12 protein-coding genes are annotated in these 12,728 nt (G+C 44.0%); 5 read left to right on the top strand and 7 right to left on the bottom strand.

From position 1 onward, the window contains the following. Window positions 1–67 precede the first annotated feature (67 nt). From JUI58_RS08930 to JUI58_RS08920, 3 genes are all read left to right on the top strand, one after another. On the top strand, window positions 68–760 hold the full coding sequence (locus tag JUI58_RS08930; protein WP_204103419.1) for a response regulator transcription factor: 693 nt from the start codon (window positions 68–70) through the stop codon (window positions 758–760). 38 nt (window positions 761–798) lie between these two features. Continuing rightward, a complete protein-coding gene (locus JUI58_RS08925) occupies window positions 799–2,112 on the top strand; it encodes a DUF4255 domain-containing protein (protein ID WP_204103418.1) in 1,314 nt (437 codons plus the stop codon). Between the two features lie 183 nt (window positions 2,113–2,295). Further along, complete coding sequence (locus tag JUI58_RS08920) at window positions 2,296–2,517, top strand: hypothetical protein (protein ID WP_204103417.1); 222 nt, start codon at window positions 2,296–2,298, stop codon at window positions 2,515–2,517. A gap of 62 nt (window positions 2,518–2,579) precedes the next feature. On the opposite strand, the gene JUI58_RS08915 is transcribed toward JUI58_RS08920, so the two are convergent. From JUI58_RS08915 to purC, 7 genes are all read right to left on the bottom strand, one after another. Next, window positions 2,580–3,707 (bottom strand): heparan-alpha-glucosaminide N-acetyltransferase domain-containing protein, encoded by a 1,128-nt coding sequence (locus tag JUI58_RS08915; protein WP_204103416.1) that lies wholly within the window; start codon window positions 3,705–3,707, stop codon window positions 2,580–2,582. Next, the gene (gene lpxB, locus JUI58_RS08910; RefSeq protein ID WP_204103415.1) at window positions 3,676–4,869 is read right to left on the bottom strand and encodes a lipid-A-disaccharide synthase; all 1,194 of its coding nucleotides are present in this window, start codon (window positions 4,867–4,869) and stop codon (window positions 3,676–3,678) included. Before lpxB ends, JUI58_RS08915 begins: the two co-directional genes overlap by 32 nt. Before the next feature lie 136 nt (window positions 4,870–5,005). After that, entirely contained in the window at window positions 5,006–5,845 is an 840-nt protein-coding gene (lpxA, locus tag JUI58_RS08905) for an acyl-ACP--UDP-N-acetylglucosamine O-acyltransferase (RefSeq protein WP_239121349.1), read from the bottom strand. A 7-nt stretch (window positions 5,846–5,852) separates the two neighbouring features. Beyond that, window positions 5,853–6,329, bottom strand: coding sequence for a 3-hydroxyacyl-ACP dehydratase FabZ (gene fabZ / locus JUI58_RS08900; RefSeq protein WP_204103452.1), 477 nt, complete (start codon window positions 6,327–6,329; stop codon window positions 5,853–5,855). Window positions 6,330–6,440: 111 nt separating this feature from the next. Continuing rightward, the gene (lpxC, locus tag JUI58_RS08895) at window positions 6,441–7,301 is read right to left on the bottom strand and encodes a UDP-3-O-acyl-N-acetylglucosamine deacetylase (RefSeq protein WP_204103414.1); all 861 of its coding nucleotides are present in this window, start codon (window positions 7,299–7,301) and stop codon (window positions 6,441–6,443) included. Window positions 7,302–7,319: 18 nt separating this feature from the next. Beyond that, on the bottom strand, window positions 7,320–9,713 hold the full coding sequence (locus JUI58_RS08890) for a BamA/TamA family outer membrane protein (RefSeq protein WP_204103413.1): 2,394 nt from the start codon (window positions 9,711–9,713) through the stop codon (window positions 7,320–7,322). Window positions 9,714–9,786: 73 nt separating this feature from the next. Continuing rightward, a complete protein-coding gene (gene purC, locus JUI58_RS08885; protein ID WP_204103412.1) occupies window positions 9,787–10,530 on the bottom strand; it encodes a phosphoribosylaminoimidazolesuccinocarboxamide synthase in 744 nt (247 codons plus the stop codon). Window positions 10,531–10,651: 121 nt separating this feature from the next. Here purC and JUI58_RS08880 point away from each other — a divergent pair, with 121 nt between their 5' ends. Both JUI58_RS08880 and JUI58_RS27340 read left to right on the top strand, forming a co-directional pair. After that, window positions 10,652–11,425, top strand: a complete 774-nt coding sequence (locus tag JUI58_RS08880) for an ABC transporter permease (RefSeq protein ID WP_204103411.1) — start codon at window positions 10,652–10,654, stop codon at window positions 11,423–11,425. Window positions 11,426–11,463: 38 nt separating this feature from the next. Next, entirely contained in the window at window positions 11,464–12,636 is a 1,173-nt protein-coding gene (locus tag JUI58_RS27340; RefSeq protein WP_204103410.1) for an ATP-binding protein, read from the top strand. The last annotated feature ends 92 nt before the right edge of the window (window positions 12,637–12,728 follow it).

Genomic DNA, 12,728 nt, shown 5'->3' with positions numbered 1-12,728 from the left:
TCTTTAATTTACTCTTTAATTTACTCTTTAATTTACTTTTAATCTCAGTTTTCATTTACCGATAACCATGACTCGTAAAACCCCAGTGATTTCTATTTTGCTAGTAGATGACGAACAACGCTTTCGTCAAGGTTTGCGAACTTTACTCGATTTTTACAACGATCGCGGAGAACTTAAATTTAAAATTATTGGGGAAGCTGCAACCGTCGAACAAATGCTATCTGTTACCCAAAAACAACAACCCACTCTCATTTTATTAGATTTAGAACTCTCGGAAAATAAGGCAGAAAATAATGGTATTGATGCGTTACTTGGCTTGCAAGAATTATCCTATCCAGGGAAAATTTTAGTTTTGTCTTCCCATCAAGACGATAGTTGGATTTTTCGTGCTATGCAAGGGGGGGCAATGGGGTATGTTTTTAAAGATTGCTTGGCCGCGCAATTGTATAATGCGATCGCAACGGTCATTGATGATAAAATTTATTTAGCTCCTGAAGTAGCCACCCGCTTTTTCCGACATTTTCAATTTTATGCCGGTCATTCCCTGCCTCTCGCAAAATCTCTAAAATTAACCGAACGAGAACAAGAGGTTTTACACTGGTTAGTACAAGGTGCATCCAATGACGCGATCGCCAAAAATCTCTATATCACCGTTGCAACAGTTAAAGCACATTTATCCTCAATTTTTACAAAACTCGAGGTCAAAAATCGCACCCAAGCGATCGTTAAAGCCCTCCGACTCGGATTAATTCAAGCGTAAAATAAGCCAGAGAAAATCAACAGCAAATCACCAAATTCATGAGTAATCATCTCGCGATCGCAACAGTTACAGCCACCTTACAAAGACTTCTACAATCAGCCATTCAAGGCGATGTAGAGGGGGCTAGAGTGACAACAGTACGACCGGATGCGATCGGGACGGCTACCCCCGAAACAGGCGTAAATCTTTATTTATATCATGTTCCTACCAATTTTATTTGGGGTAATAGTGCGGAAATTCAAAGAAGAAATCGGCAAGGATTAGCCGCAAATAAAGCAAGAACAGCTTTAGATATGCACTATATGATTAGCTTTTATGGTAACGATGCAGAACTAGAACCTCAACGTTTACTGGGTAGTGTGATTCAGACTTTAACCGATCGTTCCAGTATTAGTACAGACATGATTGCCGATACATTAGCCGACTCAAACCTCGGCTATCTCACCGAATCAACTCTCACGAATCAAGTTGAACAAGTTTCTTTTCAACCCCTTAATTTAACCATTGAAGATCTATCTAAAATTTGGTCGGTATTTTTCCAAACTGCTTATAATCTTTCTTTGGCTTATAAAGCAAGTGTCGTCATGATTGAAGGGGAAGAAGTCGGATCGAAACCTTTACCAATGGGAGATAGATTTGGCGGTATTGGTCCTTTTTTCGATCAACCGAATGTCACAGATGTTATGCACCAAGATGGTCGTTTTGTTCCCATTGAAGCAGAGAGTACGATTATTATTCGCGGAACTAATTTAAAAGAAAAAGATGTATTTGTTCGCATTGGAGACGCAGAAACAAGGGCAGAAAATATAGAGAAAAATCAAATAAAATTATCTTTATCTTCTTTTCCTCAAGAACTTTTAAAATCAGGAATACAAGAATTACAAGTTATTCATCGTTTTCCTTTTCGTACCGAAATCGGTAATAATGGCAATAATAATGAAGAGAGTCAAAACGATCCTATTGAAAAATTTCGTAATGTTAAATCGAATGTCATTCCTTTTGTCCTGCGTCCAACGATTATTGACGCATCTCTTGATGATTTGATAGATATTGGCAAAGGTTTACGCAATGCAACTCTAATCATTGAGATTAATTGGGATGTTAAACCGCAACAAAAGGTTATTATTGCCCTCAATGAATGGTCAAGAGAAGAGGCAAAATCTTATTTGTTTGACGTGGATTCTTTTGAACAAGATACAAGAATCATTTTTTTCCCAGTCAAGGAGGTGAAAGCAGGAAATTATTTGATTCGCTTGCAAATTGATGGGGCTGAAAGTAAATTAGAACGGGATACCGATCCCGGTAGTTCGACTTATGGTTTATTTATGCGGCCTATGTTATCTATTGAATAAAATTGTGTATATAACTCAACTTGCTAGTTATTGATTCGATCCCCCCCAGCCCCCCTTGATAAGGGGGGAGAATCCCAAAGTCCCCCTTGATAAGGGGGGAGAATCCCAAAGTCCCCCTTTTTAAGGGGGATTTAGGGGGATCGAAATGTATAAAATTGTGTCTAAAATTGGGGTAGAAAACTCATGAATGAAGAAGAAAAACTGAGACAAAAACTTGATGATGAACTCGATATGATGAGTTTTAATCGTCTACACGAACTCGGAAATCAAGCCATTAAACAAGGCGCGATCGCCGGTCATGGATTTCGCAATGGTCAATACGAAATTCTACAAAATGGTGAAGCTAAATTGATGACTCCAGAAGAAGCGCAACAGTATTTGGAGGAACTTATTAAGAATTTGTAGGGAACGTTGCCTATTAGGAATTTGTAGGGACGTTGCAGGCAACGTCCCTACAGGAAACCCGCTTAAATTTTGATAAACCAACGTTGGCGATACATGAAATAGAGGATTATCCACCAGAAAAGAACACTGGCGATCGCAAACAATAAAGACCCATTTAAAGAACCTGCCCAAGGTTCAAAAAGGGTTTGATATAGCCAACTATAGGTACTCGGTGCATCATCTCCCGTGCCAATTTTAGTACGATAGAGAATGCGAACGACAAAACCGGAAATAACAAACACAAAAATTGCATTTAATCCCATCACTTTAAAGGGAAATGCCCAGCGTTTAATATTGCGAACTTCGATTAGTTCGTAACAAAATGCCAGCAAAAGTAACGACCAGCCAGCACTATACAAAACATAGGAACTCGTCCATAATTGCTTGTTAATGGGAAAAAATGCTCCCCATAAAGACCCCAATAATAAACCGGAAATTCCAAAAGCAACTAATCCCAAACTCGTTCTTGATTTTTGGGGTCGATCGCGCAACCAATCTCCTGTAAAATAACCGAATAAGACCGTAACAACAGCAGGAAGGGTACTAAATAAACCTTCTGGATCGAAATTAGCTTGCTTGTATAAATGCGGCACTCCTAACACTAAACGATCCAAATAAGCAGCAAAATTCCCATCAGGAGTTAGTTCTCCGGCACCAATTCCAGGGACAGGAATGAGGGTCATCAGTAGCCAATATCCCACTAATATAAAAACAGATAATCCCCATAACCATTTTCGAGATAAGTGTAATACTGCCATTGCACCGCAAAAATAAGCAACAGCAATGCGCTGTAGGACTCCCATAATTCGCAATTCGGGTAAATTATAAGTGGGAAATCCATTTAATAATAAACCCAGTAAAAATAGCAAGCCGCAGCGTCTCGCAATGCGCCAATAAACTTTAGCAGTAAGTTGCTCAGAATGGGTATTTTCTGGATCGAGATACTTTCGTAAAGAAAAAGCCATTGCTGCCCCCGCAATGAACAAGAAAGCAGGAAAAACGAGATCGGTGGGGGTAAAACCATCCCATTCTGCGTGAAGTAAAGGGGGATAAACATGGCTCCAACTGCCAGGATTATTGACGAGAATCATGCTGGCGATCGCCATACCTCGGAAGACATCAAGAGAGACTAATCGTTTGCTTTTTTCCATTGTTCCTTGAGAGTTGATTGAATATTTTTGTAGCAGCGCGATCGCAAACCCCCAACTCTCCCATATTTGCCCGCATTTTCTGATATCCAGAGAGAATTTTATCGCGTCTTTTGGGGTTTTCCCATAACTCTAGCGCTGCTTTGAAAATGCGTTCCGATGTCACTTCTTCCTGAAATAACTCTGGGACAATATCTTCCATATTCATTAAATTAACAGGAGAGATAAAAGGAACCGAAAAATTAAAAATTTTCCGCGCGATCCAAGCATTCAAAGGATGAAAACGATAGACAACCAATTGAGGTACATTTAACAAAGCAAGTTCCAGATTAACGGTTCCCGATTTGGTAATGGCCAGATCCGCAGCCGCCAAAATTTCTAAAGTTTTGCCTTCTAAAAGCGTTGCTTGTAATTGATATTCTTGAATTTTTTGCTCGATCGCAGCGCGATATTGTTCCAAAGCCAGAGGAATCCAAAAATGTACCTCGGGAATTTTAGCTTGTAATTGGCGAGCCGCCGCAAAAATAGGCGGGAGAAGAGATTGAATTTCTTGTCGGCGAGAAGCGGGAACCAAAGCGATCGCCGTTTGTTCCGGTTTGATACCCAAGCCCAACCGCGCTTTGTCTCGCGTTGGTGCGGTTTGAATGCGATCGATGAAGGGATGACCCACCCAATCAGACGGCACCCCCCGTTGTGCGTAAAACTTCTGTTCCTCGGGGAAAATCGCCAGAACGCGATCGGTAATGCGAACCAGCGTATTAACTTTACTACCCAAGGGGTACCAAATCCAGGCTTGGGGCGCAATAAAATAAATAATCGGCAGATCGGGGAAATTGTCTCGCAAATAGGAACCGATCGCCAAATTCGGGTCTTGGTAATCAATGAGAATCACCAGATCCGGAGGGTTTTGCTGTAAATATTGCTTCGCTTTGCGTTGAATCTTCAGAGTTTCCCAAATAAAAGGCAGAGATTCAATGATGCCAAATGAACCAATCGGCGCGGTATTGGCAATTAAAGTTGCCCCGGCTGCCTCCATGCGATCGCCCCCCAAAGCAACGATCTCTAAATCCTCTCCTCGTTGCTCTCCCTGACCCTTGAGGGCTTTAATTAAGAGGGATCCCTGTAAATCTCCGGAAACTTCACCCGTGCTGATGAAAATACGCATTGCGATCGGTAATTGGTAAGTGATAATTGACTAGGACTTACGCATTAACGGGCAAGATGCCCGCACTACTATATTCTCTCTTTATGGTAGTGGGAGCGCCTCGCTCCCTAACTGCATAAGTCCTATTGATAAAAATTCAGCGTTTTGCTTTTTGACTGCCTGGAATAGGACCCCGGCGATCGGAAGCCAGAGAAGCATTTAGGAAAGATCGTAAATGTGCCAAATAAGAATTATCTCCTAATAAATCCAATTCTTTGAGAGCCTCATTAAAAGAGCGATCCGAACGATAAAGCATCCGAAACGCCTTTTTCAATAAAGTCATCTCCTCTCCACTCAGTCCGCTTCGTTGTAAACCGATTAAATTCAGCGATCGCACCCGCCCAGGATTACCCTCAATTAACATATAGGGAGGAACATCGCGATCGATGCGACTCATGCCCCCCAACATCGCCATTGTGCCAACGCGAACAAATTGATGAATACCCAATACCCCACCAACAACCACCCTGGACTCAATCTCCACATGACCCGCTAAGGCCACATTATTAGCAATCACCACCTTATCGCCAATTTTGCAATTGTGGGCGACATGAGAATAAGCCATGATTAAATTATTGCTGCCAATAGTTGTCGCTTCTCCTTCCGCCGTTGCGCGGTTGATCGTGACATATTCCCGAATGCGATTGCCATCACCAATTTTGACCCAACTCAATCCCCCCTTGTATTTTAAATCTTGAGGTTCGAGTCCGATGGCAGCCCCCGGAAAGATATGATTGTCTACCCCAATTTCTGTCGGACCTTCAAGAACAACATGAGCGCCAATACGAGTTCCCGCCCCGATTTTCACGTTTTCGCCAATGATGGCATAGGGATCGACTCGAACCGTAGAATGCAGTTCGGCTTGAGGATGAATGACAGCACTCGGATGAATTAAAGTTTTCAAGAGAGTTACTCCGGCAAATTCAGCTTGCACCATTCAGGGATTAGTCTACCAAGGAAAACATCATTTCGCCTTCCGTGACTAACACCCCGTCTACTTCCGTGCGACCGTGCATTTTGCCAAAACGACCGCTTCGGATGCGGAGGAGTTCCACCGTCATGACGAGGCGATCGCCAGGAATGACCGGGCGACGAAAGCGAACTTTATCAATGCCGGCAAAGACAAATAAACGACCGCTATTGTCCATTTGTGTGAGAATTAGTCCCCCCACTTGAGCCATCGCTTCAACGATCAACACCCCAGGCATAATAGGACGAGTGGGAAAATGACCTTGAAAAAAGGGTTCGTTAATGCTGACATTTTTAATCCCCACCGCTTTTTTTTCCGGGACAAATTCGATAATGCGATCCACCAGAGCAAAGGGATAGCGGTGAGGTAGGAGGTTTTGAATTTCTTCGATCCCCATGACGATCTCTTCGGGTAATGGCTTCCCGTCGCCATCTCGATCGGTTTCCGGCATGGGGGGAATTTTGGGGGTTGTTTCAGTTGCTATTGTCATTATTCCTGCTCTTATTGCTTGAACTCCTAGCGCCGATAGGGTGGGGGTCAATGGGGGACAGTCGAGGCAACCTTACAGACACTGCGCGATCGCCCTCGCGAGACGGACGTGCAGATCATGGCTGGCCTTATAAGCCAAAAAATGTCCTCTCGGCCATTTTCCCAATAGGCTTAAATCCCCCACTAAATCTAAAAGTTTATGCCGTACTGGTTCATTTGCAAATCTTAAAGGTGGATTCAACCATTTTTCAGTATCGCAAACCAAGGCATTATCAAGGCTTCCCCCTTTTATCAGTCCTCCTTGACGCAGGCGCTCGATTTGGTCGGCAAAACCAAAAGTACGGGCAGGGGCGATCGCTTTAGCAAAATCTTCGACTTCGGGATTCCAACTGTACCATTGATTGCCAATGGGGGCATAAGAAAAATCGATGCCGTAGGTAAAACGAGTTTCGGCGGCGGGCATGGCAGTAACAAATGCGTCTCCTTCTTGTACGGAAATCGGTTCGCGAATTTCCACAAGATTGAGATTTGTCTTATTTGTCTTAACAGTTGTCTCAGGCGATAAGTCCCGAAAACCTGAAGCCGCGATCGCCTCCATCCAGTCTCGAGCCGATCCATCCAGCAAAGGAATTTCCCCCCCATCAACTTCAATGCAAGCATTATCAATGCCACTGGCTGCCAAAGCCGCCAGCAAATGTTCCACCGTGCGAATAGTTGCCCCTTCCCCTTCTAACTCTGTAGATAGGGTAGTTTGAGCCACAGAATGCAAACAAGCGGGAATTTTCGGTTGCTGGGGCAGATCCGTCCGCACAAAATAGCGTCCCGCCCCAGAAGGCGCGGGGAGAACTCGCACCGTCGTCTTATGACCCGAATGCAGCCCTATCCCCGATCGCACAAAAGATTCCCCAATTGTCCTTTCCATATCATTCAGCATTCAGCATTAATCTTTTCCCTAGAACCGTTGTCCAATACCAAAATGCAGGCGGCTATCGCCATTATCATTAAAGCCATAATCGACCCGAATCGGTCCGAGAGGAGATTGAATGCGAACCCCGACCCCATAACCAAAACCACTGCCTGGCTTACCTCGCACCCCAGCAGGATCTCCTGGAACATCATTGCCGGTGCCCAAATCGGTTCCGTAATCTAAAAATAATGCCCCCCCGACAAAAGATAAAATCGGGAAGCGATATTCCGCCGTAGCTTGAAAATAGGAACGACCGCTACCCACATCTCCTTCCGCAAACCCGCGCACGGAATTTGCGCCTCCCAAACTAAAGGCTTCATAAGGGGGCAAATCTCCGATAATGGTTCCCGCTTGAAGATTAAAGGCGAGGGTTTGGGGCGCATTGGCATCTTCGGTAAAGTTAATGAAATCCACTGGGAAGTAATGACTGTAACTCGCTCGCAAACGGTTGAATAAGATGGTTCCCGCACCAATGGGAATACTTTGATCCATGCCTAGGCGCAAGAGAGAACCTTCGGTGGGTTCCAGGGCGCTATTTCGCAAATCCCGAACTGCACCGAATTGCAGGAGGGCTAAAACATCGTGTCCCCCTGGAGAAAAGGAGAGTAAATTGCCGGAACTGTCAAATTGACTGAGATCCCCATCGGCATCTTGAATGGATATTCCTTGATACTGGAATCCGCCGGAAATCGTCCATTCGGGTTCAGTAAAGGGATCTGGAGAGAGAGGGCGACTGAAGGTAATGCCTCCCCCTGTGCGGACGACCCGAGGGCGATCGCTATTAGGCAGGCGAATTTCTGTGTCGCCCCCGTCAAAAATCAGAGAAATTGATTGTCGGCGAAAGGCATTCACAGTGTAAGACAAACGGTTGGGATCTGTGGCGATCCAAGGGTCAGTGAAGCTGAGATCGAATAAGATTTCCCGTTCTCCGATTTGTAATTCACTGGTGAGTTGCTGATTATTGCCGCCGACATTGCGCTGTTGATAGCTTACTGTCCCGAAGAAGCCTGTTGAGGAACTAATCCCGGCACCGGCTGCGATCGAGCCAGTATTACTCTCTTCTACATCAACATTGACAATGACTTGGGAAGGATTCGTGCCAGGAGAAAAAGATAAACGCGCATCTTTAAAGAGTCCCAAGCCAAAGATCCTCTGGAGATCGGCTTGAGCGGTTTCTCGTTTAAATACGGTACCCGGTGCAAGCTGCATTTCTCGGGTGACGATGAAGGGGCGGGTTACACCGTCTACTTCTTCTTGGTCTTCTGTAAAAAAGCGAACCTGAACATCTTCGATAATTCCTTCAGCAATGACCAGGGTAACAACACCATCATCACTAACGTTGGGACTGTCCAGGACTTGAGCGAGATCGTAGCCGTTTTCTTGATACCACTCGTTTAACCTGATAATTCCTTCTTGTAAGTTGCGGAGATTGAGGGTTTCCCCGTATCCCTCTTCAAAAATTTCGTCGATCGCCTCTTGAGCAATTGCCGGTTCGTTCACACCTTGGGGAAGATTGCGGACAACAACGCGACTTAAAACAGGGTTAACTTCTACTCGAAAGGAAATTCGCACCCCTAATGGCGTATCTTCGGGGGATTGGGTGACATTGGCAAAGAATCCTGTCGCAAAAATGGCGTTGACATCTTCTTGTAATTGCCCTCGGGTGGTTGTTCTTCCTGGTTGGGTGCTAATGGTGTTATAAACGAGTTCTTCCAGTTCTGGGGTTAATCCTCTGCCCTCTACGGTCACTTCTGAAACGAGGACTTGCGGTTCGGCTTCGCTTGGTGGTGCCGTGGGAATCTCATTTTCTAAAGGAGAATCTACGGGAAAGTCTGGTGTTGCTTGGGTGAGTTCTTCCCCTTCCAAAGCAGAGTCTGGCAGTGCTTGAACTAATTCGCGATCGCCGATCGCCTCTGACGGAGAAAGTGACTGAGAAATTTCGGGAAATAAGGAAAGCGCTGGCATTTCTGAGGTTTGCGCTTCAACTAAGTTAGTTAGCCCTGGGATTGGTGCGGGGATAGCTTCAATTGCTTCAGTTTCAAGGATTTCAATACTTTTAATTTCCCAAGTTTGCTCCGATGCTTGGAAAAATTCTGGACTTTTCAGGAGAATGGATTCATTTTCCGATATTGTTGCCAGTGCCTCGGGCAATCTTTCTGCTTCGCGATCGCCAATAGAGATAATGAATTTTTCTTGAGTTTTGTTGAAAGGCAAACTCGCATCAGGCTCAATGGTATTGTCAGTAGCGTACATTGAGGCTTCTTCGGTGAAAGCAGTTCTCTCTTGGGCAACTTGATCGGCGATCGCCAGAGCGGAATCTGCTGTACTCAGGGTTGTTGAAGCAGTCAAGACAACGATAGGAACGAGTGATAGGCGCATTTTTTTAGTTCGGTTTAACACTTCTACACACCAATTTAATTATGTTTTTAAGATGTTTTATGCAGGATGGCGATTATGAATTCTGAGGGGAGGAGGCCATTTTCAGAACTCTTTCCCGCAGAGCTTGATAAGCTGATTCAACTTGCCCGAGATCTTGACGAAAACGATCTTTATCCATCACCCGTTTTTGGGGATCGCTTTCGGCAGTATCCCATAAGCGACAGGTATCGGGACTAATTTCGTCGGCAAGACGAATTTGGTTTTGGGCATCCAAGCCAAATTCGAGTTTGAAATCAACCAACGTAATTCCACAACCTTCAAAAAACGTTGTCAGATATTGATTAATTTGTAAAGCACGGGTGTGCATTTCCTCGACTTGCACAGGAGTAGCAAGTTCCATTAAGAATAGGCGATCGCGGGTCAACAAGGGATCGCCAAGGGCATCATTTTTATAGTAAAACTCAACCAGGGGATTCTCGAGCGGTTTACCCAGAGGCAATCCCGTTTGCTTGCATAAACTGCCGGCTGCTTTATTTCGCACCACGACTTCCAAGGGGAAAATTTTGACCGATCGCACTCGCATCCAATCTGGTGCCGTTTGCTCGAGGTAATGGGTGGGGATACCTTGCTCTTCGAGATACTGAAACAGTGCGGCTGAAACGGTACAGTTGACCTCTCCTTTCCCTTGAATGGTGCCTCGTTTTTGCGCGTTGAAAGCGGTTGCATCATCTTTAAAGTAAGCAAGCAAACTATCTATATCCTCTGTGGTATAGATAATTTTTGCTTTACCCTCGTACAATTTTTGCGGTTGGGACATGGAAGAATCGGTAATCGGTAATCGGTAATCAACTTACTAATTTACCTGAAGTTGCGAGACTGCGCTCAAGGACGCGAGATATACTGAGTAAATAACCAACAAGTCGTACATACTAAATTTCATGAACGTGGGTAGAATTTTGGCGATCGCAGGGAATGGGTTTCGCGAAACTCTGCGCGATCGCGTTCTTTATTTCCTTGGCATTTTTGCTTTATTTCTCGGCATTGCCAAGAGATGGCTGCCGGAAGTTGCGGCAGCGACGGAGACGAAAATGTTTATTGATTTAGGGTTAGGGACGATCGCCGGATGCAGTGCGATCGCGGCTATTTTTGTTGCAACAAACTTGATTAACAAGGAAATTGAGAAGCGCACCCTATTAACAATCTTGTCTAAACCTGTCAGTCGCGCTGAATTTATTGTGGGTAAACATTTGGGACTGTGGGGGATTATCGGCGCGATCGCCTGGATGATGAGTATTGTCTATTGGGTCATGTTGGCAGGCGATCGCCATGATTTCCTTTTGGTTAATTTTCTCATCATCCTCGCCTTTTTGTTTTTAGAACTTGGGGTTTTGATTGCTGCGGCTTTGATGTTCGGTACATTTACTAATTCTTTAGTTGCGGTGATGCTTTCTCTAGGGGTTTACTTAATGGGACACGGCAGTAAAGATTTGGTGGCACTGGGAAAGCTCAGTGAAAATGCTCAAATTGAGTCGATCTCAAAAAATCTCTATCTCATTCTGCCCGATTTGTCAAGATTAAATTTCAGAAATGAAGCGGTTTATAACTTACTGCCTCCAGCGTCGGAACTTTTGACAGATGCACTTTATGCTTTAGTTTATATGATTCTCTTTTTAGCGATCGCCATCCTGATTTTTTCTCGCCGTCAGTTTTAATTTCAGAGTTTCTCTCATCCCGACTTCCCTCAAATTTTGTGAATTATCATTCCCATAGCTTTATTAATAAAAATATCGATTTATTGCATGATTTTCTCAATATAAATCGTTGTTTTATTGCGCTTCCCGATCGCAATAAAAATCTTATTATTCGCTATGCTTCAACCCAAACCCTCCAGCAAGAATTGTGCTTAAATCCTTGTTATTTATCGGCAGAATCTCATTCTCCCGATTGCCATATCATCGCTTCTTATTATCGGGAAAATGTTACTGAGAGTGCCAATTTTTTAACCGCAGATTTTGTAACATTAGAAATTCCCTTGCACTATCAAAACCGTGATTTAGGAATCTTGGTTTTGCAAGATTGCGATCGCCAATCCCCTTGGAGTCAACAAGAAATCAAAATTGCCGAGACTATTGCGGAGAATTGCGCCTTGGCTTTATACCAAGAACAAATTGAGGTAGAATTACAACAACAAAAAGAAATTGCCCGCGAATTGGTGCAAAAAAATCAACAAAAAAATGAAAATTTTTCGATGATGAGTCACGATTTGCGATCGCCTTTAACTGGAATTGTTGGTTTATCTCAAATGCTAGTCGATTGCATTTACGGCGATCTCAACCCAAAGCAAATGGAATATATTCGCGCGATCGCCTCATCTTCAAAGCATTTGCTCAACCTGATTAACGATTTATTAGATTTGGCAAAAATTGAAGCCAATCGAGAAGAATTATACTTAGAAACCCTCTCAATCGAAGAAGTTTGCTTGGCTTCCATCTCGATGATTAAACAGCTTGCCAATGCCAGAGGATTAGAATTAAAATTAGAAATTGCCCCAGATATTTCTACCTGTATGGCTGACCAACATCGTCTCAAACGAATCTTAGTTAATTTACTCTCAAATGCGATCAAATTTACAGAATCTGGTTCAATTCTACTCAAGGTCGATCGCACCCGCGATCGAGGGGAATCTCTCCTCTTAAAATTTTCCGTCATTGATACAGGAATTGGCATTGCAGCAGCAGATATCGAGAAGCTATTTCAGCCTTTTACTCAAATTCAAAATCGCCTTCAGCGTCGGCAAAAAGGAACGGGTTTAGGGTTAGCATTATCGAAGAAACTTGCTCAACTCCACGGAGGAGATTTGAGTGTAACTTCAGAGCTAGAAAAAGGAAGTTGTTTTACTTTATATCTACCGCTTGGGGAGTGATTAGTGGGGAGTGATTAGTGGGGAGTGGTTAGTGGGGAGTGGGTAGTGGGGAGTGATTAGTGGTGAGTGGTTAGTGGGGATTGGTTAGTGGG

The sequence above is a fragment of the Spirulina sp. CCY15215 genome, from assembly GCF_016888125.1.
In the GTDB taxonomy this organism is placed as follows: domain Bacteria; phylum Cyanobacteriota; class Cyanobacteriia; order Cyanobacteriales; family Spirulinaceae; genus CCY15215.
This window is presented reverse-complemented; position numbering and strand designations above follow the sequence as displayed.